Source organism: Plantibacter flavus (assembly GCF_002024505.1).
Taxonomy (GTDB): domain Bacteria; phylum Actinomycetota; class Actinomycetes; order Actinomycetales; family Microbacteriaceae; genus Plantibacter; species Plantibacter flavus_A.
This window is the reverse complement of the sequence record NZ_CP019402.1, coordinates 3,027,614-3,050,445: the sequence shown is the minus strand read 5'-3', so window position 1 is coordinate 3,050,445 and position 22,832 is coordinate 3,027,614. Positions and strand designations below refer to the sequence as shown.

Sequence of the window (22,832 nt, the reverse complement as noted above, 5' to 3'; positions counted from 1 at the left end):
GTCCTGCTTCCCGCTCGTTCAGAAGAGTGTGTCAGTTGTGCACATGCAGATGTTCGTCAGGACAGCACCATGGGCGTATCTGGCCGGGTTTGAAACATCGACGGTTCTGAGCAGCTCGGGACTGTTCTACGAGCTGACGACGGACAACCTCTCCACGCTCGCGCGTCACTCGAAGCGGTCCTACGTCGACCCGACTCGGATCGCCAAGTACAACATGTGGACCTAGGGGAAGTGATTATGCGACAGAAAATTCGAGGAGCGGTCCTCCGAGAGGGTCAGTCTCTCCGGGGAGTCACCTTCGGTGATCTTCTCCTAGACGACTGCCGCACGCGTCTTGCTGAGGACTTTGATGCGCGTCCGGTGATCGAGGACGTGTCGGTGGCGTCGCTGCGGGTGAAAAGCTGCTCGCTATCGGGCGCGCTGCTGCGGAACGTGACGGTGGGCGGGTTGACCGGCGACCAAGGTTCCCTGTTCATCAACGGGTGTGAGTTCCACAACGTCATGCTGTCCGGGGCCATCGGTGATCTGACGATTCAGACGTTTGTGACCGCGAGAACCCCGGAGGAGCTCGCGATGTATGAACATCGGGTCAGGGAAGCTGACCAAGGTGATGATATGGGCCTGGACATCAGAGGGGTGGAGGGGGATCTGTCAATCCGGGGGTACAGCGCTCACCGGATTCGGATCGATCCGACCTTCCAAGCGGTCGTGCCGCGGGAGCGTGCGGTGGCCGGAGTCTGGGATGACATTGATTTCGGCGAGTCCACGTTGGAGATTGCGCTCCAGGATGTTGTGAGGAGAGGCTGGAAGGACACGATTCTCTCGGCCAACAAGCGATCACGGCACTTCGAGGAGGATGTGGCGATCATCACGGAGCTTCGCCAGCGGGGGATTGCCCTGTGAAGCGCCCACGTCGCGTTCTCGGCGCCCTCGGCCTCAGTGGCCTAGCGCGGAAGACTTCTGCCGCCGGAGATGACCAACGTCTTGACCGACAAAATCGAGACATGCCTGCTCGCCTAGATAAACCAGCTGACCTGTCCCTCGCCGCTGAGGCCGTTCGCCCCGTGTACAGCTCGCTTAGTAAGATGCAAGTTTTGCGTTACCTCATTGCCAATCCGGGGTCGACAGGCTCAACGATCCGATCAGCTCTTAGTCTCACTACTGCACACAGAATTCTTCGCGAGTTGAAGACCGCTGGAATCGCAGAGTCTTACGAAGAAAGCACTAAGAACGAGGTTCGCTATCGAGCGGTCGCGCAGGCTTTCGAAGTCGTCGCAGCCGAACTATTCCTGTGGGTTCAAGCCCACGACCTGGAGTGTCCGACGGCGTCGTACGACGACAATGGCGACAGCGAATACCAGCAACCCCAGGATTGCAACCAAGAGCCCCACAGTATTTCCCACGGGGTCAATCCCAGCGGCCGGGTCGGCCCAGTTCTCAACTTCAGGTCGAGCTGATAATCCGCCGGCGATGTTCTGGGACAACATTGAGATGGTGAGTGCGCGCACGAGTAAAGAAACGCCCGTGGTTACTGCTCCGACGGCGAAGGCGACTGCGAAAATCCACCAGGTCTTGCGATGGCCTCGGGGAGCTGTGGAAGTTTCCATGACGGTAGTGAAGCCTACTCGGCAGCGTATCTCAAGGTGCGTGAGTCAGTCGGCTCTCTTCGAGGCTGCAGGCAGGCCTGCTTGCGCCGCAATGGCTCGCGTGCCATTCCTTGGACCGAAGAGTACTCTGTTCGGAAATACTCACACGGGTGGAGCAAGGCCTGGCGTTTTCAACCAGAAAGGAACAAGATATGCCGCTGGCTGGAGTGCGCATAAAAAATATTACACTCCTGGGGTTTGGCTGCAGTTCAGAGTCCGCACTCCCAAAGATCCTCATTTCGATTTGTTCCGTGGGCGGCTTAAATCTTTCTATCAAAATGAAAAATGAATTCTCATATGCGTCAGTTTGGAGTGCTCTAGAGCAGATAGGCTCCTGGGCGGAGTCGTGCTTTGGCCTGTCGTACTCTATTGAGGAGGAGTTCGACTCTTTGATTCTAGAGATGGTGCCGAACTGTGGTGCATGGGATGTTCGCGCGGGAGTTCTATGGGCTGTCGGCGATGATCTAGCGAGCCTGTATGTAGAGGAATTTCAATCAGAGTGGTCTGGCGCAACGCTGAAAGAAACTGCGGGTCGTGTCCTTGCCGTTTTTCTTTTTCTAGCTCAGTATGGCCTCTATGTTCGCCGCACAAGCTTCTGGGGGCTCACTCGAAGTCAAATCCCACGGGATGACAGTGAAGCGCTGATGCTGACTCAATCTCATCAAGGCACATTCCTGGTCAAGCCGTTCCCTTCAGAGGCGCAGAGTGGGGACGACTTGGTCGTCAGCCTGTTGGGCAACCTTGAACCTGGTTTGCGGACCGCGGTCGAATGTCAAGTTGACTACGTTCGCTCATGGGTGCTCGTTTCGAGCACCTCCTGACCGCGCTCGAACCGTGGTGAGGCGGTCCGTTTTTGGCGTCGGATATTGCTCCGCGAGGATGGCTACGGGAAGTGATTATGCGACAGAAAATTCGAGGAGCGGTCCTCCGAGAGGGTCAGTCTCTCCGGGGAGTCACCTTCGGTGATCTTCTCCTAGAGGACTGCCGCACGCGTCTTGCTGAGGACTTTGATGCGCGTCCGGTGATCGAGGACGTGTCGGTGGCGTCGCTGCGGGTGAAAAGCTGCTCGCTATCGGGCGCGTTGCTGCGGAACGTGACGGTGGGTGGGTTGACGGGTGATCCAGGTTCGCTGTTCATCAATGGATGTGAGTTCCACAACGTCACGCTCTCGGGGGTTTTCAATGATCTGACGATTCAGACTTCGGTGACTGCGAGGAACCCGGAAGAGCGTGCGATGTATATGCGTCGAGTCGCTGAAGCTGATCAAGGGGACGACATGGCTCTGGACATCAGGGGGGTCGAGGGGGCGATCTCGATCCGGGGGTACAGCGCTCACCGGATTCGCATCGATCCGAGCTTCCAGGCGGTCGTGCCGCGGGAGCGTGCGGAGGTCGGAGTCTGGGATGACATCGATTTCGGCGGCTCCCACTTCGGCGTCGCTCTGCAGCTGATGATGCGCCAAGGCTGGAACGACAAGATCCTTTCGGCCAACAAGCGATCACGGCACTTCGAGGATGACGTGGCGATCATCACGGAGCTTCGCCGGCGGGGGATTGCCCTGTGAAGCGCCCACATCGCGTTCTCGGCGCCCTCGGCCTCAGTGGCCTCGTGCTCGCTCTCGCGGCCGGGTGCGCAGGCTCGAGCGTCGTTGCGGGAGAAGATTGCGCCGAGTTCGCCCAGGTGGCGACGTCCTACGCCACGAACGTGTCCCAAAATGTGGCGGCACAGCGCTCATGATCGTCAGGTCTCTCTTGTGACAGGCTCGGAGGGCAGGACAGTTCCTGGAATCAGAGCCGGATGGAGATCGGCTGCCAGCCTTGCCCTCGCATCGGTGATCTGTGTAACCGTGTTCCTGCTCGTTTCTCGCCCGCTGTTGACCCAGATTGCCACGGACATATCGAGAACATCGACCCTGGAGGTAGGCCTTCAGTCGAGGGCGGCAGTCGTGTTCGGGTGGCTGATCCTGTTTCTCCTGCCCGTAATTGTGGCGGTGAGGGTCTTCAGGCGGGCTCGCGTTGACTTGAGCGAGCATCGTAAGGTCCGATGGGGGAGTACGTTCTGGTTTCGGATCGTCGCTGGTTGCCTAGCGGGCAGTCTCAGCTGGTTGTTTGCCATCACCTCAGGATTCGCCCTTGCGTAGCCGTTGTCCTCGATGTCGGCGAGTGAACGCTGCCGCACCCGCATAAATCTCATTCACTGACATAACGGAGATGATCGGGTATGTTCTCGGTGAGTTATCCACAGGTCGGCGCGACCTAAATTGAGCCAGAAATGAGACGCAGATGACTCCGCTTCCTCGGCCAGAAAAGGGCGGCTTCATCGCCCGCGTCGGACGACGTTTCGGCACCGAGCAGGTCGTGGTCGTTCACGAAGGAGTCCGGCACGAGCTGGAAGCTCAGGTGCAGGCGCACAGCGCGTTCTTCGATATCACCGCGCCCGTCCATGACGGCGACACCATGGAGCTGAGCGACCCGCGCAGCACCACGGGTGGCACGCGCACCGTCTACGTCACGACCACCGACGTGAACAAGGCACCAAGCAACATGCCCTCGCACGCCTCCCACATCGAGGCGAAGTTCACCACGAGCCCGCCGCGGCCGGTTGAGCCCGCGCAGCACGTGAACGGCGACCAGTACGTCATCACTGGCTCCCAGAGCGTCAACATCGTCACCCGAGGTGGCATGCTCAACCAGACCTCGACCGTGACATCAGGTTACGAGGAGCTGGCGCAGAAGATCCAGCAGGCGATTGACGCCCTCAGCGCGGCCGATGATCTGGACGACGACGAACGAGAAGCCGGCCGCGAAGCTGCGAGCACCGTGCTTGAGGAGATCGTGCAGGCTGAGCCGAACCAGCGCAAGGTGAAGGGTGCACTCGCCACACTGCGGGGCGTGCTCGGATCGGCCGCGAACGCAGGCGCCGGTGCACTCGCTACCGCGCTAGTCACGCAACTGTTCATTTGAAGCGTGGTCGATGAAGCGCTAGGTTACACGATGTCCGGTTCGCAGAACTGGCCGCGCGTCTAAGAGCCGCCGCCGTCGCCGTCATTTTGCTGCGTTGCGATCGAGCTCGCCGCGCAAACGCTGGTTGAGCAGGTCGGCCGTCTCGGAGGCCGACTCCATCAGTTCTTGAAAGCGGTGCTCCTGCACCACCAGGGCAGACTCTTTGCTCAGGTCCGACCAATCGAGCGGCGGCATCGAGTAGGTGCTACACAGGTTGGAGAAAGCGTCGAGCTGTTCTCTAAGCTCAGCGTTGGTAATGCGCGCAATGCTGTGGCTGAACTCGACGGAGTTGGCGAAGTCTTCAGGGTCCTCGGTCGGGAGCATCCGGTACCCACCATGACTCTCGATGGTTTGGCGATCCTGTTGAATGATCAGGAAGGTCCTTCGTGCCATCCTCCGGGTGAGTTCTTGCAGCGAGAGCAACGTAGTGAGCTGAAACTCGTGGCGCTCATCTTCGAGCACCACGGCCCTCGCTCGCTCGGCATCGCGCTGTGCGCGTTCATCCTCCTCTTTCGCTTGGCGGCGTTGCATGCGAGCCGCGAGCGTGAAGCCTCCGAAAGAACCCGCCAGCGCACCAACTGTGGTGATGAGAGCGGCTACAACGTCTGACATGTACGCAGACTATCGGGCCCCTCTGACGGTGCCGACGGTTCCAGCCAGGGCGTCACGAGGGTGACTGATGTCTCTGAATGTCGGCGCGAGCCGGTACCGTCGCGGTATGGATACTGCCGCTCGGAACACCTCTCACACGCTGCTCGATTTCTACTCCGGATACACCGGTGCCGAGTCGGATGAAGCCAGGACTCGGACCTTCAACACATCGATGGAAAAACTCAACCAAGATGGAGCAATTGGCGCGGTGCCGAGCGACCAGGACGAGGTGTCCTTGGACGTAACGCCGCTGCTGCTCGCCTCCTCAGTCAGCTACGAGTGGTTCTTCTCCCAACTCACTGTGGCAACGGGCAAAGACGCATCTGAGTTGAGCTTCGAACTGCGAGAGTTCATCGATTCACTGAAGGACTAGATCAACACCATGCTCTCGAACTAGTCGGTAATGGCGTCGGCTCGAACCTTTGTCTGGCTCGGGCACGCCTCGCTAGTCGTCACCCTCGACGAAACTGCAATCGACTGTTCCGGCGCGCTCGTCGGCGACCAAGACGGTGCCGTCGCGGCGGATCTCGCACGAGATGACCGTGGTGGAGACCGGCGTTCGCGCGTTGATCCCGATGACCGTCGCGTTCGAGTCGAGGGTGATGGTGTCTCCCGAGTCCCACGTGGCGCTCGTGCGATCGGCACCGTCCCTGATCACCACGTCGACAGGATCCGGGGAGTCGACCTCGATCGTGTAGACCGCGGACGGGGCCGCGGCCACTGAGGAGATCACCGCGCCGACGACGACGGCGGGAACGATTATCGCCAGCGTAGCCAGCACGAACGCGATGACGGGCCCGGGGCGAGCGACGGCGGATCCTCGGGCCATGAGAGCGAAAACGAGTGCGACCGCACCGAGGACGATGGGTCCGACCAGGAGGACGACGCGCGACGACGACGACGACAGGAGCATCGCCATCGCGAAGAAGGCGAGCGCGACCATCGAGAGCACCACACTCGCCATGCGCATCCGCGACACCGCGAGAGTTCGACCTTCAGGCATGGGATACACCTTTCATCGAGCGAACAAGCGACCCGACCTCACAGGCCCGCGATCTCGGCCGATTCCACGACGAAGTACACGAGGATTGCGACGAACGCAACGACGAGCACGACCGCGCTCCAGAACATCGCGATACGGACCCAACGTGTCTGTGGGGATTCGCCGGGTCTGTTCCAGGGTGCACGGGCCATAGAAGGACAATATCTTGCGGTCGGTGAACCAACCTAGTTTCGGGCCGTGTCCCTGCAGCCGAGCTTCCTGCTCATCGATCGCTCACCCGTACTCATTCCAAGAGTCCGAGCGGGATATCAGTGAAGAGTGCGTTGTGCGCCTGGTCGTTGAACACGGAGAGTTTGATGCGTTCGGACTGATTGGCATCTTTCGTGTCTAGAAACTCGCAGAAGCGGCGAGAGCGTTGAGAGATCCGATGTCAGCGTCCGTCGATTGAGATTCATCCCATCTCTGGCCAGCACGCCACGCACTGTTGCACTCCCTCACGAGCGACAGAGCCAGACGGGCTAACGTGCCCGGAAACGATCGTTTCTGACCACCTGCCAATCGGTCCGGCGATGTGGCCAGATTCCGCTTGTGTCGGGTGCTCAGAACTCGTTGTCGAAACCCGAGCTGCTCGAAACCTCAGAGGGTGGGGTTTCGCCCGGGAGCCGGATTGATGACGGCAGGGGGGGGGGCACTGTTTCACCCGACGAGCGCGGGGGAGGGGGCGACGGTGTTCTCATTCGGGAGGCGCCGATGACAGCAACGCGGGACTGACATGACAAACTTCGGCGGACCCTGGCTTGGAAAAACCCTGATCAGCGGACTACCGCGGACGTCCATGGATCCCGTCGACCTCACTCGTAATGAGAAGGTCAAGGGTTCGATTCCCTTGGGCGGCTCCATCAGCTCGACCCGGCCGTTGCCCTGGAACATCCAGGTCAGCGGCTGTTCTGGTTTTCAGGGCGTCTCGTCCGCCGCCGCCGGAGCCGGTGCCGAGGCCGCCGTAGGATGACCGGATGGACGCACTCGCCAGAGCCACGGACGCGCAGATCGATACCGTCTGTGAAGTCTTCACATCGGTGTCGTGGCCGCTCGGTCGCGACGACTTCAGTGCACTCGCGGAGCGTCTCGGGTGGCAGCTCAAACTGGAGACGTCGAGCGGTGTCCAACACCGTTCCGGGTATGCCGTGAACCTGCCGACCGTTCGTTCGCTCGTCGCAGATGAAGCGATCTCCCAGGTCGTGATCGCGGTCTCCGACAAGAGCGACGACCCCGGCGCGCTGCGGAGTGCCGCTCAGGAGTTGCAGTCGGCGCTGAGCGCGCACCTTGGTCAGTCCTCCCGCGCCCAGGCCCGCGACCCGTACTGGGAACTGGCGAACGGCGGCAGGATCTGGCTCAAGACGGTGCCCAAGAAGGTGCTGCTCGTCGTCGAAGGGCAGCGGTTCGCCGACGTGGAGCGGAGCGAGGAACGCCTGGGCATCGATCCCGGCCGCACGCCGGGCGCTGGCGACGACACTGACTGATCGCGTCTGGTCGACTGCGGCGTCATGACGACCCGTCCGCCGGCCTGATGAACACGCTCGCGATCGCGGTGAGGAGGATGAGCGCCGCGGCGATGACGAGGCTGAGCTGCAGCCCGGCGACGAAGCCCGTCGAGCCGGTGAGGAGCGCCCCGAAGACCGCGATGGCGACCGCACCGCCGAGTTGTCGGAAGGTGTTGAAGACCGCACTTGCGGTGCCTGCACGCGATGCCGGGACGCTCGCGAGGACCACGGAGGTCACCGGCGGCATCGCCACGGAACCTCCCGCGGCGGAGAAGCAAGCGAACAGGCCCACCCAGATCGGCGACCCCAGGTGCGCGGTGGCGACGGTGCCGACGAGCCCGACCACCATGAGGAGCAACCCCGACACGATCGGGACGCGCACCCCGAACCGGTTGGCGACGGTGCCACTGACGATGTTGCCGACGACGGCGAAGAGGGCCGAAGGGAGGAACACGAGTCCCGCGAGCAGCGGAGGCAGTCGGAGCTGCTGCTGCAGGAACAGACTCAGGACGAACACCGTCCCGAAGTTGCTCACCATGAACGCGAATCCGACGGCGAGGGCGATGCGCATACCGCTCGATCGGAACAGATCCAACGGCATCATCGGGTGCGCGCCCCTGCCCTGGATGACGAGGAAGCCGACGATACCGACCAGCGCGACGCCGAGGCTGGCGACCACGACGGGACTGGCGAACCCGTCCGCCCCGCCCTCGATGAGTCCGAACACCAGCGCCGTCGCCGCGATGAGCCAGACGAACTGTCCGGCCCAGTCGAACGGCTCGGGCCGTGAAGAGGACGACGCGACCGTCTTGAGCAGCAGGAGCATCAGGATGCAGACGGGCAGGTTGATCGCGAACACCAGTCGCCAGTCGAGCGTCGTCAACGTGCCGCCGAGGACCGGCCCGAGTGCGGTGGCGACCGCGCCGCCGACCGCCCAGACACCCAGGGCGCGAGCGCGCTCGCGACCTTCGGGGAACGCCTCACGGATGAGCGCCATGGACGCCGGCAGCATCAACGCCGCACCGGCGCCCTGCAGAGCTCGAGCGGCGATGAGGACACCGATCGACGGGGCCACCGCACACGCGATCGACGTGACGAGGAAGACGGTGATGCCGACGCCGAACGCCCGCTTCGCGCCGAACCGCTCCGAGAGGTTGCCGGCGAGGAGCAGGAGGGCCGCGAACAGCACGGTGTAGGCGTCGATCACCCATTGCAGCGATGCCGTCGTTCCGCCGAGGTCTCGCGCGATGCTGGTGAGCGCGATGGTGACGATGAGGATGTCGAGGGTGATCAGGAAGAACCCGAGCGCAGCCAGCAGCAGCGTCAGGCGTTGTCGCGGCTTCCGGCCTGCACGGTCGGCGAGGCCATCGTCCGAGGTCGGTGATGACACGCGGTGTGCTGCCGCGTTCCCGTGGTCGATCTGCATCCCTCGATCACACACCACCGGCGACGAAGCAGGGATACTCCGCCAGGGCACGTCTCAGGGCGGCGCGAGTACGGGAGACGCTGCGCGCCTGCCCGGACGGCCTCCACGAGGCCGAGGATGGGTGTCCTGGGGGAACACCCCAGCACCGGAGGCCGCGTCCTATCGTTGTCGGCATGGACAATCGAGACGAGGTGCGCGAGTTCCTGACGACTCGCAGGGACCGACTCGCGCCCGAGCAGGTGGAGCTGCCTGGCGGAACGAACCGACGCGTCCCGGGGCTGCGCCGCACCGAGGTCGCGATGCTCGCCGGAGTGAGCGTCGAGTACTACTCGCGTCTCGAGCGCGGGAACCTCTCGGGGGTGTCGGAGGCGGTCCTCGACGCGATCGGCTCGGCCCTGCGGTTGGACGACGCGGAGCGCTCCCACCTCACGGACCTCGCTCGGGCGGCTAACGAATCGCCGATCCGGGCCCGCCGACGGTCCGCGCCGGCCGGCGTGCGGCCCGGTATGCAACTCGCCCTCGACTCCATCACCGCAGGCCCGGCGTTCGTCCGGAACGGCCGGATGGACGTCCTCGCGGAGAACGCGCTTTTCCGCGCGCTGTACGCCGACCTCTACGCGCTCCCGGAGCGCCCGGTGAACCTGGCTCGGTTCGTGTTCCTGCACCGCGACCTCGCGGAGGCGTTCTATCCGAGCTGGTCGACCTCGGCCGACATCAACGTCGCGATCCTCCGCACCGAGGCAGGGCGCAACCCGCACGATCGGGCACTGCAGGACCTGGTGGGTGAGTTGTCCACGCGCAGCGAGGAGTTCCGCGTCCGTTGGGGCGCGCACAACGTCCGCCATCACACGTCCGGCGAGAAGGTGTTCCACCACCCGGTCGTCGGCGAGCTCCGCATGATCTACGAGGCGATGGAGCCGATGGACCAGCCCGGCCTGAACTTCTTGATCTACAGCGCCGAACCCGGCTCACCGACCGAGGAGTCACTCAAACTCCTCGCCAGCTGGGCGGCCACCTCCGAACAGCCCTCGCCCCACCACTGAAGCAAGGAGCACCAAGCATGGAGTACACCCGCCTCGGAGCGACCGGACTCCGCGTCAGCCGCCTCGCGCTCGGCTGCATGACCTACGGCGATCCGAACCGCGGACTCCACCGTTGGACCCTGGACGAAGCGGCGTCCGCGCCGTTCTTCCGGCAGGCGGTCGAGCTGGGGATCACGTTCTGGGACACCGCGAACGTCTACCAGCAGGGCAGCGGCGAGGAGTACGTCGGACGCGCGATCACGCGGTTCAGTCGCCGTGAGGACATCGTCCTCGCGACGAAGGTCTCGGGGAAGATGCATGACGGGCCCGGGGGATCGGGACTCTCCCGAACGGCCATCCTCGAACAGGTCGACGCCTCGTTGCGACGACTCGGGACCGACCACATCGACGTGTATTACGTCCACCGCTTCGACGAGGAGACCCCGGTCGAGGAGACGATGCAGGCGCTCGACGACATCGTCCGAGCGGGGAAGGTGCGCTACCTCGGCGCCTCCTCCATGTACGCCTGGCAGTTCGCGAAGCTGCAGACGGCCGCAGCGGTCCACGGGCTGACACCTTTCGTCGCGATGGAGAACTAGTACAACCTGCTGAAACGCGAAGAGGAACGGGAGATGATCCCGATGTGCGCGGACACCGGCGTCGGCCTCACGCCGTACTCGCCGAACGGTAAAGGACGGCTCGCCCGGCCGCGCGGTGCAGCCACGGACCGCTCGAACATCGACGAGGTGGCGAAGGCGTTCGACACGGACGCCGACGGGCCGATCATCGACGCCGTCGAGGAGATCGCGGTCGAGCGAGGCATCCCGATGGCGCAGGTCGCACTGGCCTGGGTCCTGCGGAACCCGACGGTCGCAGCTCCCATCATCGGTGCCACCAAAGCGGCACACCTCACGGACGCCGCCGCCGCGCTCGACGTGCAGCTGACGGACGACGAGGTTGCCAGGCTCGAATCGCCCTACGTGACGCAAGCGCCCTTCTGGTGGTGACCGTCGCCGACCCGGGCGCCTCGGCGACTGAGACGCCTCGTCGGCGGTGTCAGCCGGCCGAGCGGTTCCGGCGGGCCAGCGGGAGTCGGACGATGAAGGTCGTCCCGGGGTCTCCGGTGGCGAAGGCCTCGATCGTGCCGCGGTGCGCGTGCGCGATGGATCTGGCGATGGTGAGCCCGAGGCCTGAGCCGCGGATCGTCTCCTCGCGCACGTTCCCGGCTCGGTGGAACCGTTCGAAGACCCGGGTGAGTTCGTCCGCCGGGATGCCGATCCCCGTGTCGGTGACGCGGATGATCGCATCCACGCCGTCCGAGCGCACGCTCAGGAAGATCTCGCCGGCGCGGGTGTAGGTCACCGCGTTGTCGAGCATGATCGAGAGCAACTCCCGGAGACGTGCTCGATCGCCGACGAGCTGCAGCGTCGGCACGGCAGCCGTGCGCAGCTCCACGCCGTCGGGGAGGCCGAGTCGTCGTCGTTCGTCGGCCGCCTCCAGGACGATGGCACTGAGGTCGACGGGGCTGAGCCTGGATTGGCTCGGGCGACGTGTCGATGCCGAGCGGGGCTGCTCGATGTGGTGAGCCGAGGAACGACCGGAGCCGTCAGCCGCCCCCACGTGCACTCCCTGAACCCGTCCTACGGGCAGGAGACCGGGCCCGAGCTCGGACATCGGGACCGAGGTCGGAGACGAAGGTACAGCTCAGTCGTCGACGCGGGACACCGAGGAGCCAGGGATGAGGTGCGCCTCGAGGTACTTGACCGTTGGGGCCGGGCGTTCGCCGGCCTCGATGTGGTCTGCGATGAGGCGCGCGGCGTGCTTGGCGATCTTGCGGGTCGGTTGCACGATGACCGTCAGTTTCGGGACGAGCGCTTGTGCCAGTTCGCGGCTGTCGAACCCCACCACCGAGATGTCGCGGCCGATGCGGAGACCCGAATCGTTGATCGCGGTGACCGCGCCGAGGGTGAGTTCGTAGTTCGCCGCGAAGAGCCCCGTGGGACGGGGGTATCGTGCGAGCAGTTCCTGGGTGGCTCGGTATCCGGCGTCGACCGTCAGCGGCACGAAGCGTTCGAGCGCCGGGTCGGCCTGGATCCCTTGCGTGAACAGCGCCGTCTCGAAGCCCTCCGTGCGCAGTCGCATCGAGGAGATCGTCGATTCGCCGCCGACGAAGCCGATGCGGCGGTGACCATGGTCGAGCAGGTGGCGCGCCCCGAGCGCGCCCGCCGCGATGTTGTCGAGGAAGACGCCGTCGGCATGCACGTCGTCGATGTGCCAGTCCACCATGACGACCGGGACCTGCGAAGCGGCGGCGCGGAGAGCCGGAACGTCATGTGGCGGTGTCACCGCGATGATCCCGTCGACCATCCGATCCATGAGCAGGTTGACGGAGTCGTCGGCCGGATCAGGGCTGGCTGCCACGATGACGCTGAACCCTCTCGGGCGGAGCGCTTCCTCGACGCCGGCGACAATCGTGAGGTGGAAGTCGTTGTTGATCGCCGGAAGCAGGACGCCGACGGTCCTCGATCGCCGTGAGCGCAACGATCGGGCGTTCTGGTTCGGCCGGAACCCCAGCTCGCGCGCGGCCGTCTGAATGGCGTCCCGGTTGGCTTCGAGGACGTTGCGCCCGTTGTAGTACTTCGAGATCGTCGCGAGCGAGAGGCCCGTGGCCCGCTGAATGTCCTTGTAGGTCGTCACAGCCCAGCCTTTCCTGGTGTCGCCGCTCACCACTCTTGCTCGGGCACCGCCGAGCGAGAGGCGTTTCCGCTCAGCATAGGCCAGCTCGGCCGTCTATTCGTGCGACCTTTGTTGATCAGCACGAATCGTTTCGACCATGGGCCACGCGGATGTTCTCACGCCTATCGCCCTGATGATACCGCCGTACGAAAGATTTCGAAGTCGACACCTGTGCTTGACTCGTGGATTTCGCTTTCTTAGCATTCACGGAGAACGTAACGTTTCGCCCAAACACTCAAGGAGGAGTTGTATGCAGACACAGACGAACGGTGCCCGGAGGTGGAGGCGCGTGGGCGTCACCACGACCGCCGGGGCCCTGGTGCTCGGGCTCGCCGCATGTTCAGGAGCCGACGGTGGGGCGTCGGGTCTCGACGGCGATACGGTCACCATGTACACCTGGGTCGGTGGGAAGGCCGACAAACAGCAGTGGGCCGACTACATCGCCGGAGGAGTGCACGCCGACCCCTCGATGTCGGTGAGCTTCTCCGGACCGCCGATCGGCGATTACTACACGAAGCTGCCCACGGTGATGCGCAGCAGCAGCGCGCCCTGCCTGGTCACGTTCCAGAACGGGCGGGTGAACCCGTACGTCGAGGGGCTGGAGCCGCTCGACGAACTGGCGAAGGAGAATAAGCTCGATCTGTCCGCCTACAGTTCGGCGATGCTCGAGCAGCTCCGGGTGGACGGTGAGCTCTACGCCCTTCCGTTCAACGCCGGTCCGACCGTGATCCTCTACAACAAGCAGATGTTCAAGGACGCCGGCGTCGCCGAGCCGTCGAACGACTGGACCACCGACGACTTCATCGCCGCGGCCAAGGCCACGACGAAGGACGGCGTCTACGGGTTCGCGATCGGCCAGGGGTCCAACCCCATCAGCACGCTGATGGCGGCGGACGGACATCCCTACGCGGACGAGAACGGTCCGCTGCTCGACGACCCGGCTTTCCACGACGCGCTGCAACTGCTCGTCGACCTCGCCACCGTGCACAAGGTCGCGAAGCCGCTCGAGGCGGCCGCCGGCGGAACGTTCCCCGACATCGACGCGTTCAACACCGGCCAGTCCGCAATGGAGATGCAGGGGCTCTGGGATCTGCAGCACGCTCAGGAGTCGCTCGGTAAGGACAACGTGGGCATCGCCGTCATCCCGAGTGCGAACGGGCAGTCGAAGGGCTTCATCGGCGGCTCGGGCTTCGGCATCACGAAGACGTGTGGTGACAAGCAGAAGGCGTTCGAGGCCATCACGGCCATGACCAGCAAGGCGGGTCTCGACGAGGTGACGAAGTCGCAGGCGTCCGTGCCGGCCCGGCTCGACTCGCTCGACGCCTGGTCCGCCAATGTCGGGTCACCGGAGTTCACCGAGGTGATCCGGCAGATGACCGGTGATGCGACGCCGTCTCCGGTGCCCGCGAACCAGTCCCAGCTCGACACCCTGTTGACGCAGTACGAGGTGGAGGCGTTCTCCGGTCAACGCACGGTCGCCGAGGTGCTCGAACAGGTGAAGGCAGGCCTCGCGCAATGACGTTCGTGCGTCTCGACAGCGCGGAGGGTGAGGTCACCGACGGCGCGGTCACCCGACCGGAGCGTCCGAGGGGTCGGCCTCGCCGCCGGCCCCTCGGGGGCCCGCGTTGGGTGGGATGGGTATTCGTCCTCCCAGGGCTCATCGGGCTGGTGGTCTTCATCGTCGTCCCGCAACTGGCGTCGCTGATCCTCGGGTTCTCCGACTCGACCGTGCTCGGTGGGACGGAGTTCACCGGCTGGGAGAACTACGCCCGGCTGTTCCGTGATTCGCAGTTCCTCAACAGCGTCCTCGTCACGGCGATCTTCGTGCTCGTCTACGTTCCGGCGAACATCGCGATCTCGTTGGCGATGGCGATGTGGCTGCAGACCCGCATCGCCGGTCGGAACTGGCTGCGCGTGATCTTCCTGATCCCGGCCCTGTCTCCGATGGTGGCGAACGCCGCGGTGTTCCGACTGCTCTTCCAGCAGGACGGGGCCGTCAATCAGGCGCTCGCAGCCGTCGGGCTTGCGCCGATCCCATGGCTCAGCGACGGCAACTGGGCGCTCGCCGTCGTGATCGGCGTGTCGCTCTGGCAGTCGTTCGGCTACAACATGATCGTGCTCGGAGCTGGGCTCGACTCGATCAGCCCCGACGTCATCGCCGCGTCGCGCATCGACGGCGCCGGTCGGTTCCGGCGCCTGTTCTCGATCACCCTCCCGCTCGTCAGCCCAGCCCTCTTCTTCACCACGGTGTTGACCGTGATCGGCGCGTGGTCGACGTTCGCCCAGGCCTACGTGATCACGGGCGGCGGACCCGGCAACAGCACCATGACGATCATGCTGTACCTCTACCAGACCGCGTTCTCCAACAACCAGCTCGGCTACGCGTCGGCAATCGCGACCGTCCTGTTCGTGATCATCGCGATCTTCACCATGTTCCAACTCTGGGGACAGAAGAAATGGGTGCACTATGACTGATCAGCAGCTCGCGGTACGAGGCGCTCGGCGGCGTCACCGGGGACGCACGCTCGGGTTCGTGGCCAACTCGACGATCGCTTGGCTGTTCGCGCTCGTGTTCTCGTTCCCGCTCATCTGGACGTTCTTCACCGCGTTGAAGCCCGCGAACGAGGTGTTCGGTGCGCGGATCACGTTCATCGGCTCCGAGGTCCTCTGGTCGAACTTCGCGGACGCGTGGGTCGAGGTCGATTTCGGACGGCTGCTCACCAACAGCCTGGTCGTGGCCGCCGTCTCGACCCTGTTGACCCTGATCGTCGCGACCCTGACCGCGTTCGCGTTCGCCCGGCTGCGGTTCCCCGGTCGGAGCGCCGTTTTCGTGCTGTTCATCATCACGCTGACCCTGCCGGCCGAGGTCGCGGTCGTGCCGCTCTTCCTCGGCTTCGACCAGGTCCGGCTCGCCGACACCTGGATCGCGCTCATCCTCCCGGGCCTGTTCGGCGCGTTCGGCGCCTTCCTGCTCCGGCAGTTCATGCTGCAGATCCCAGCGGAACTGGAGGAGGCGGCCCGGCTCGACGGTGCCTCGACCTGGCGGATCCTCACCAGCGTCATCGTCCCCCTCGTGCGACCGGCCATCTCGGTACTCGCGATCTTCAGCTTCCTCGGCAGCTGGAACAGCTTCCTGTGGCCGTTGATCATCCTCAACAGCTCCGACAAGTGGACGATCCCCATCGGCATCGCCGGCTTCACGACCCAGACGGGCACGCAATGGGAACTGCTGATGGCGGCATGTGTGATGACGATCGCCCCGGTGGTGGTCGTGGTCGCCGTCGCCCAACGACAACTGGTGGCCGCGATCGGCGCGGGTGCCTTCGGCGGCCGATGAGCCGCGACCACGAATGGAGACCCATGAACCTCGAACCGCTCGACCCCACCTCCCTGCCGGCACCGGTCGACGTCTCGGACAACCGTGTAGCGCTCGCAGCGGTGGATGCCGTCATCGACGCCGGTCCGTACGACGCCACCTGGGATTCGCTGTCGCACTATCGGGCTCCGCAGTGGTACCGCGACGCCAAGTTCGGTGTGTTCCTGCACTGGGGTGCCTTCTCCGTGCCGGCGTTCGGCAACGAGTGGTATTCGCGCACCATGTATCGACGCGGCACCCCCGCCTTCGACCACCATGTGGAGACCTACGGCCCGCACGACCGCTTCGGATACAAGGATTTCCTGCCGCACTTCCGCATGGAGCGCTTCGACCCGCAGGCCTGGGCTGCACTGTTCAAACGCGCCGGCGCGCAGTTCGTGGTGCCCGTCGCCGAACACCACGACGGCTACACGATGTACGACACCGCCCGCTCGCGGTGGAAGGTGACCGAGGTCGGCCCGCAGCGTGACGTGATGGGCGACCTCCTCGAAGCGGTCGACCAGTCGTGGCTGGTCACGGGCGCGTCGAGCCACCGGGCCGAACACTGGTTCTTCATGAACGACGGGACGACGTTCGACTCCGACGTCCGCGACCCCGCCTACAGCGACCTCTACGGACCGGCGATGCGCCAGGAGACGAACCCGACCGAGCGCTTCCTGGAGGACTGGCTCCTGCGCACGGTCGAGGTCATCGACTCCTACCGACCGCAGATCCTGTACTTCGACACCGGCATCGAGACTCCCTCGTTCGAGCCCTACCTCCGGAGGCTGGCGGCGTACTACTACAACCGGGCGGCCGAGTGGGGACGTGAGGTCGTCATCAACTACAAGTGGGAGTCGTTCGCGCCCGGGTCCGCGGTCCTCGACATCGAGCGTGGCACCATGGACGGCATCCGGCCGGAGGTGTGGCAGAACGACACCTCGGTGTCCCGGACCTCATGGAGCTGGGTGGAGGGGCACGACTACAAGGACGCCTCCGAGCTCATCCAGGAACTCGTCGACGTCGTCTCGAAGAACGGGAACCTCCTGCTCAACGTCGGTCCGCGTCCCGACGGGACGATCCCCGAGGAGGAGGTCGCGTTGTTGGAAGCGGTCGGTGACTGGTTGGCCGTGAACGGAGAGGCGATCTACGGGTCGCGCCCGTGGATCGTGTTCGGGGAAGGGCCGACCGCACCCGCCGCCGGCTCGTTCACCGACGCCGCGGCGGCCGTGTACACCGCCGAGGACATCCGATTCACGCGGATGACCGAGGTCGGCCACGAGTACGTCTACGGGATCGGACTCGTCCGTCCGGAGGACGGCCGGATGCGCATCCGCAGTTTCGGCTCGGACTGTCGGCTCCTCGACCGGCCGATCGTCGACGTCCGGGTCCTCGGCTCACGGGAACCTGCCGAGTGGACACGCACACGCGAGCATCTCGAGGTCGTGCTGCCCGACTCGGAGCTGACGGGTCCAGGTGGCGCCGTGGTGCGGATCGAGCTGGCGCCCGCGGGCCCGGCGCTGCGCACCGACTTCTTCCACGGCCTCAACATCTAGTGGCGGCGAGCCGAGGCGATGATGCACGGTTGCGGAACGCTCCGGTGGCACCGTCCGGTGACCACGCTCGAACCAAATGAAACGGAGAACACAGACATGATCAAGATCGACAGCGTGCCCACCCGACGACTCGCCAGCGGGGCGTCGATACCGGCGATCGGAATGGGGACGTTCGGGTCCGACCGATACGGCGCGGACGACGTGGCGGCGGCGGTCGGCGGAGCGATCCGAGCCGGGTACCGCCTGATCGACTGCGCCTCGGTGTACGGCAACGAGGCGCAGGTCGGTGCCGTGCTCGAGGAAGAGATCGCCCGCGGCGTGCCGCGCGAGGAGCTCTTCGTCATGTCGAAGGTGTGGAACGACGCCCACGAGCCGGCGGCCGCGATCGCATCGGTCCGACGATCCCTCCGGGACCTCCGACTCGACACCCTCGACGCCGTCTTCGTGCACTGGCCGTTCCCGAACCACCACGCACCGTTCGCGGATGCGGCCGACCGCGACCAGCACGCGCGCCCCTACCTCCACGAGGAGTTCATGGCCCTCTGGCATGCTCTCGAGAGCCTGGTCGATGAGGGGGTCGTCCGGCACCTCGGGACCTCGAACGTCACCATCCCCAAGCTCACGGCCATCATCTCCGATGCGCGGATCCGCCCCGCGCTGAACGAGATGGAGCTGCACCCGTGCTTCCAGCAGCCCGAGCTGTTCCGGTTCTGCCTCGACCACGGCATCCAGCCGGTGGGCTACTCTCCCCTCGGGTCGCCGTCGCGACCGGATCGTGACCGCATCGACTCCGACGTCTCCGACATGGACCACCCCGTCGTCGCATCGATCGCCCGTGCGCACGGCGTCCATCCGGCGCTCGTCTGCCTCAAATGGGCGGTGCAGCGCGGTCAGATCCCGATCCCGTTCTCGGTGAAGGCGTCGCAGTTCGTCGCCAACCTGCAAGCCGTGATCGAAGACCCCCTGACCCCTGCCGAGCTGGAGGAGTTGCGTTCAGCAGAACGGAACAACCGACTCATCAAGGGTCAGGTGTTCCTCTGGCCGGGCGCCGGCAGCTGGCTCGAGCTGTGGGACGTTGACGGGACGATCCCGGGATGGCACGGTTACGCCGCAGACGGCGCGACGGTCCCTGCGACGGCTGGAGCGTCCGCGTGATCACCGGCCCACTCGTCCACCCGCCGCTGCTCGAAGCGCTCGCGTCGTCGGGCCACGGCTCCGGGGTCCTCATCGCCGACGGCAACTACCCCTACCTGACCGGGACCCGTCCAGGCGCACGACTCATCCATCTCAACCTTCGCCCCGGCCTGCTGGACGTCACGACGGTGCTCGACGCCGTGCTCACGGTCGTGAACGTCGAGTCGGCGACCGTCATGCAGACCCCGCCCGGCGTCGAGGCCCCCGCGCAGGACGACTACGCGCGGGCACTGGGCTCCGAGGTGCCGATCGAGCGGGTCGAGCGCTTCGCGTTCTACGACCGCGTGCGATCCCCGGACGTCGGCGTCGTCATCGCGACCGGAGACGAACGTCTGTACGGGAATCTCCTGCTCACGATCGGCCTGCGCTGACACCGGAAACCGACCGCCCCTATCGATGTTGCAACACCGGATCGCATCCGAGGAGACCATGAACGCGACACCCGAATGGAACGACCCTGCCGTGTACGAGCGGGGGACCGAACCCGCACATGCCACGCTGGTCACGTACGACAGCCTGGCGAGTGCGGTGCGGGCGGACCGCTCCGCCTCGCCGTTCAGGCTCAGCCTGGACGGTGACTGGCGGTTCCGCTGGTCCCCGGACCCCGCATCCCGGATGCCCGACTTCGAGCGGGAGGACGTCGACGACTCGGACTGGGACCTCCTCCCCGTCCCCGTAAGCTGGCAGGTGCACGGGTACGACTTCCCGATCGGGGTCAACACCGTGCTGCCGTGGACCGGCGCGAACGGCCACCACGAGCAGCCGCTTCCGACCGGCGACTACCCGCACGCCCCGACCCGCTACAACCCGGTCGGACTGTACCGGACGAGCTTCGAACTCCCGGCGGACTGGGACGGTCGGCGGACGTTCCTCCAGTTCGAGGGCGTGGAGTCGGCGTACACCGTCTGGATCAACGGTCATCCGCTCGGCTATCGCGAGGACAGCTACACCCGCGGCGAGTTCGAAGTGACGTCGCACCTGCACGCCGGGTCCAATGTGCTCGCCGTCGAGGTGTACCGATGGTCGACCGGGTCCTACCTGGAGAACCAGGACAACGTCCGACTCTCCGGCATCTTCCGGAGTGTCAACCTGCTCTCCAGGCCGTCCGTGTTCGTCCGTGACTTCACGGTCAGGACTCCGCTCGCGGACGACTGGTCCGAGGCGACACTCGAGCTGGACGTCGAGGTACAGGACGGTTCAGGCGAGCTTCACGGAGAGCGCCTCCAGGCGCGGGGGACGCTGTTCGACGGGACGGACGTCGACGCGCCACAGCTCTGGTCGCGCGCCGCATCCGTTTCATCGGAGGCGTCCGAAGGGGGAGTGTCCGCCACGCTGGCGGAGTCCGTGCGGCCGCCTCGGCTCTGGACGGCTGAGCACCCGGAGCTGTACACCCTCGTCGTGGAACTGGTGGATACGGACGGTTCGGTCGTCGATCGCGTGTCCACTCGCGTGGGGTTCCGACGCGTCGAGATCGTCGACGGCGTGTTCCTGATCAACGGCCGGCCGCTCTCGATCCGAGGCGTCAACCGACACGAGTGGAACCCGCGGACCGGTCGCACCCTCAGCCTGGACGACATGGTCGCCGACATCACCCTGATGAAGCGGAACAACATCAACGCCGTCCGCACCTCCCACTACCCGAACGACCCCCGGTGGTACGAGCTCGCCGACGAGTACGGGCTCTACATCTTCGACGAGGCGAACAACGAGACCCACATCAACCGCGTCGACGGCGACGGACGGCCGAACATCCCGGGAGATCGACCCGAGCTTCGAGCACCACTGCTCTGGCGCATGCGGAACATGGTCGACCGGGACAAGAACCATCCCTGCGTGATCGCGTGGTCGATCGGCAACGAATCGGGCGTCGGTTCGAATCTGCGGGCCATGTACGACTGGGCCAAGGCCTACGACCCGTCACGGCCGGTCAGCTATCAGGATTCGACCGGCTCCGGTTCGCCGATCGTCCCATCGGACCACTCCGACTTCGACGGCGACTTCTACCCACCGGTCCCGCAGCTGATCGAGCGAGCGACCCGAGACCCGAGGCCGTACCTCCTCGTCGAGTACGCGTTCAGCCAGGGCAACACCTCCGGCTATCTCGACGAGACCTGGAACGCGATCCGGCAACACCCCGGCCAGGTGCTCGGGGGCTTCCTCTGGGACTGGGCCGACAAGGGACTGTGGTGGGACGTGCCGGGGCGGCCGGGGGAGGAGTTCCTCGCCTACGGCGGCGACTGGGGCGACGATCCCAATGAGGAGGGAGCCCATATGAGTGGGCTGGTGCTCGCCGACCGCACGCCGACGCCGAAGCTGCAGGAGGCCAAGCTGGCGCATCAGCCGGTGAGCATGACGCTCCCGGATCCTGACAGCTGGGTCGTCGCGATCACGAACGAGTACCTGTTCACGAGCCTGGACGAGCACCGATTGCGGTGGGCGGTCACCGAGGACGGTCGAGCCGTCAGCAGCGGAACGATCATCGGCACTGCACTGTCGATCGGGCCGTCGCAGCGTACGGAGGTCACCCTGCCGTGCGAACTGCCGGCGGAGCGGCGTCACCGAGCCGAGTACCGACTCGAGCTCTCGATCGAGCTCGACGCACCGACTCGGTGGGCGCCAGCAGGGCACGTCGTCGCCCGAGCCCAGTTCGCCCTCCCCGTGCCGGGGGCTGCGCCGGAACCGCCAGCTGTGTCGGACGCAGCAGCGCCTCGACTCCAGGAGAGCGATGGCTTGATCGAGGTCCACGGGACCGGCTTCTCGATCACCGTCGACCGCACGACGGGGCGGATGACGTCGCTGCGATACGACGAGCGGGAGCTGCTCGCGAGCGGCCTCATGCCGAACTACTGGCGTGCCCCGAACGACCCCGAGCTGTCCATCCCGGAGTTCAGGGAGACCCACCCGGAGCCGTCGCTGCCCTGGCGTGGTGTCGGCGAGGCCTGGGCCGTCAGCTCGGTCGAGACGACCCACACGCCCGGCGCGGTCCGCATCATCGTGAACGGTACCGTCACGACCACGGTGCCGTTCCGTCCGAGCCAGCGCATCACGACCTCGCCGCAGTCCATCGTCTACACGATCCATGGCGACGGCCAGGTGGACGTGCTGTCGACGTTCGAACCCGTGCCTGACACGCCCAATCCGCAGGTCGTCGGGACCACCTTCGGGCTCCGGCCCGAACTTGCGAACCTCGAGTGGTACGGACGGGGGCCATGGGAGTCGACCGCCGACCGGCACAGCTCTGCGTTCTTCGGCCGATACTCGGGGAGGGTCGCGGACCAGATCACGAGATACAGCCGACCGCAGGACACCGGGAACAAAGCCGACACCCGCTGGGCGACGCTGACCGACGACGCCGGCAGCGGTGTGCTGATCGTGGCTGAGGGAAGCATGTATCTCAACGCCCAGCCGAACAGTCCTGACGAGCTCGCGGGACATCGCCACTGGCACGAGGTGCCCGCATCCTGGCGGACCGTCGTCCGCGTGGACGCAGCGCAGGAAGGGGTGCAGGGCGGGAACTGGGACCTGCTGACCCGCCCGGAGCAGTACAGCAACACACCGGCGAAGGGCCCGTACCGTGTGCTCTACAGCCTGCTTCCTCTCCGCCAGGGTCAGGACCCCGCGGTACTGGCGCGGTCACCCCTCCGCTGACCGTGCCCCCAAGGGGTGCGCCGGACACGCGCTGCTCGCCGGTTCCCGGTTT

At 65.3% G+C, this 22,832-nt stretch carries 21 protein-coding genes and 1 pseudogene; 17 read left to right on the top strand and 5 right to left on the bottom strand.

Annotation, left to right across the window (positions count from 1 at the left end; genetic code table 11):
* Nucleotides 1–43 precede the first annotated feature (43 nt).
* The 5 genes from BWO91_RS14165 (at nt 44) to BWO91_RS14145 (ending at nt 4,609) form a co-directional block, all read left to right on the top strand.
* Nucleotides 44–226, top strand: coding sequence for a hypothetical protein (locus tag BWO91_RS14165; protein WP_079002995.1), 183 nt, complete (start codon nt 44–46; stop codon nt 224–226).
* Nucleotides 227–237: 11 nt separating this feature from the next.
* Nucleotides 238–903 carry a hypothetical protein gene (locus BWO91_RS14160; protein ID WP_153303473.1) on the top strand — a complete coding sequence of 222 codons (666 nt, stop codon included), beginning with the start codon at nt 238–240 and terminating at the stop codon, nt 901–903.
* A gap of 853 nt (nt 904–1,756) precedes the next feature.
* On the top strand, nt 1,757–2,467 hold the full coding sequence (locus BWO91_RS19700) for a hypothetical protein (protein WP_153303472.1): 711 nt from the start codon (nt 1,757–1,759) through the stop codon (nt 2,465–2,467).
* A gap of 200 nt (nt 2,468–2,667) precedes the next feature.
* The gene (locus BWO91_RS14155; protein ID WP_079002993.1) at nt 2,668–3,210 is read left to right on the top strand and encodes a hypothetical protein; all 543 of its coding nucleotides are present in this window, start codon (nt 2,668–2,670) and stop codon (nt 3,208–3,210) included.
* A 718-nt stretch (nt 3,211–3,928) separates the two neighbouring features.
* A complete protein-coding gene (locus BWO91_RS14145; protein ID WP_079002991.1) occupies nt 3,929–4,609 on the top strand; it encodes a hypothetical protein in 681 nt (226 codons plus the stop codon).
* Between the two features lie 81 nt (nt 4,610–4,690).
* Here BWO91_RS14145 and BWO91_RS14140 read toward each other — a convergent pair whose 3' ends face one another.
* Nucleotides 4,691–5,260 carry a hypothetical protein gene (locus BWO91_RS14140; protein WP_079002990.1) on the bottom strand — a complete coding sequence of 190 codons (570 nt, stop codon included), beginning with the start codon at nt 5,258–5,260 and terminating at the stop codon, nt 4,691–4,693.
* A gap of 106 nt (nt 5,261–5,366) precedes the next feature.
* On the opposite strand from BWO91_RS14140, the gene BWO91_RS14135 reads away from it, so the two are divergent.
* Nucleotides 5,367–5,672, top strand: a complete 306-nt coding sequence (locus BWO91_RS14135) for a hypothetical protein (RefSeq protein ID WP_153303471.1) — start codon at nt 5,367–5,369, stop codon at nt 5,670–5,672.
* Between the two features lie 72 nt (nt 5,673–5,744).
* On the opposite strand, the gene BWO91_RS14130 is transcribed toward BWO91_RS14135, so the two are convergent.
* The gene (locus BWO91_RS14130; protein WP_153303470.1) at nt 5,745–6,302 is read right to left on the bottom strand and encodes a hypothetical protein; all 558 of its coding nucleotides are present in this window, start codon (nt 6,300–6,302) and stop codon (nt 5,745–5,747) included.
* A gap of 835 nt (nt 6,303–7,137) precedes the next feature.
* Here BWO91_RS14130 and BWO91_RS19695 point away from each other — a divergent pair.
* Both BWO91_RS19695 and BWO91_RS14120 read left to right on the top strand, forming a co-directional pair.
* Nucleotides 7,138–7,311: a hypothetical protein gene (locus BWO91_RS19695; protein ID WP_153303469.1), complete on the top strand. Its 174-nt coding sequence runs from the start codon at nt 7,138–7,140 to the stop codon at nt 7,309–7,311.
* Nucleotides 7,312–7,315: 4 nt separating this feature from the next.
* Nucleotides 7,316–7,822, top strand: coding sequence for a DUF6301 family protein (locus BWO91_RS14120; protein WP_079002987.1), 507 nt, complete (start codon nt 7,316–7,318; stop codon nt 7,820–7,822).
* 22 nt (nt 7,823–7,844) lie between these two features.
* Here BWO91_RS14120 and BWO91_RS14115 read toward each other — a convergent pair whose 3' ends face one another.
* Entirely contained in the window at nt 7,845–9,269 is a 1,425-nt protein-coding gene (locus BWO91_RS14115) for an MFS transporter (RefSeq protein ID WP_079002986.1), read from the bottom strand.
* 173 nt (nt 9,270–9,442) lie between these two features.
* On the opposite strand from BWO91_RS14115, the gene BWO91_RS14110 reads away from it, so the two are divergent.
* Together BWO91_RS14110 and BWO91_RS14105 are read left to right on the top strand one after the other, a co-directional pair.
* A complete protein-coding gene (locus BWO91_RS14110; protein ID WP_079002985.1) occupies nt 9,443–10,312 on the top strand; it encodes a helix-turn-helix transcriptional regulator in 870 nt (289 codons plus the stop codon).
* Between the two features lie 17 nt (nt 10,313–10,329).
* A pseudogene (locus tag BWO91_RS14105) lies at nt 10,330–11,298 on the top strand (aldo/keto reductase).
* A gap of 49 nt (nt 11,299–11,347) precedes the next feature.
* On the opposite strand, the gene BWO91_RS14100 reads toward BWO91_RS14105, so the two are convergent.
* Both BWO91_RS14100 and BWO91_RS14095 read right to left on the bottom strand, forming a co-directional pair.
* Nucleotides 11,348–11,911, bottom strand: a complete 564-nt coding sequence (locus tag BWO91_RS14100; protein ID WP_167620489.1) for a sensor histidine kinase — start codon at nt 11,909–11,911, stop codon at nt 11,348–11,350.
* An 84-nt stretch (nt 11,912–11,995) separates the two neighbouring features.
* Nucleotides 11,996–12,988 carry a LacI family DNA-binding transcriptional regulator gene (locus BWO91_RS14095; protein WP_064294668.1) on the bottom strand — a complete coding sequence of 331 codons (993 nt, stop codon included), beginning with the start codon at nt 12,986–12,988 and terminating at the stop codon, nt 11,996–11,998.
* Nucleotides 12,989–13,277: 289 nt separating this feature from the next.
* On the opposite strand from BWO91_RS14095, the gene BWO91_RS14090 reads away from it, so the two are divergent.
* From BWO91_RS14090 to BWO91_RS14060, 7 genes are all read left to right on the top strand, one after another.
* Nucleotides 13,278–14,546: an ABC transporter substrate-binding protein gene (locus tag BWO91_RS14090; RefSeq protein WP_071259084.1), complete on the top strand. Its 1,269-nt coding sequence runs from the start codon at nt 13,278–13,280 to the stop codon at nt 14,544–14,546.
* A gap of 110 nt (nt 14,547–14,656) precedes the next feature.
* A complete protein-coding gene (locus BWO91_RS14085) occupies nt 14,657–15,502 on the top strand; it encodes a carbohydrate ABC transporter permease (RefSeq protein ID WP_240555515.1) in 846 nt (281 codons plus the stop codon).
* Complete coding sequence (locus BWO91_RS14080) at nt 15,495–16,364, top strand: carbohydrate ABC transporter permease (protein WP_079002982.1); 870 nt, start codon at nt 15,495–15,497, stop codon at nt 16,362–16,364. Before BWO91_RS14085 ends, BWO91_RS14080 begins: the two co-directional genes overlap by 8 nt.
* 23 nt (nt 16,365–16,387) lie before the next feature.
* Nucleotides 16,388–17,938 carry an alpha-L-fucosidase gene (locus tag BWO91_RS14075; RefSeq protein WP_079002981.1) on the top strand — a complete coding sequence of 517 codons (1,551 nt, stop codon included), beginning with the start codon at nt 16,388–16,390 and terminating at the stop codon, nt 17,936–17,938.
* Between the two features lie 96 nt (nt 17,939–18,034).
* Nucleotides 18,035–19,093: an aldo/keto reductase gene (locus BWO91_RS14070; RefSeq protein ID WP_079002980.1), complete on the top strand. Its 1,059-nt coding sequence runs from the start codon at nt 18,035–18,037 to the stop codon at nt 19,091–19,093.
* Nucleotides 19,090–19,503, top strand: a complete 414-nt coding sequence (locus BWO91_RS14065) for an RbsD/FucU family protein (protein ID WP_064294673.1) — start codon at nt 19,090–19,092, stop codon at nt 19,501–19,503. Before BWO91_RS14070 ends, BWO91_RS14065 begins: the two co-directional genes overlap by 4 nt.
* A 58-nt stretch (nt 19,504–19,561) precedes the next feature.
* Nucleotides 19,562–22,780: a glycoside hydrolase family 2 TIM barrel-domain containing protein gene (locus BWO91_RS14060; protein ID WP_167620488.1), complete on the top strand. Its 3,219-nt coding sequence runs from the start codon at nt 19,562–19,564 to the stop codon at nt 22,778–22,780.
* The last annotated feature ends 52 nt before the right edge of the window (nt 22,781–22,832 follow it).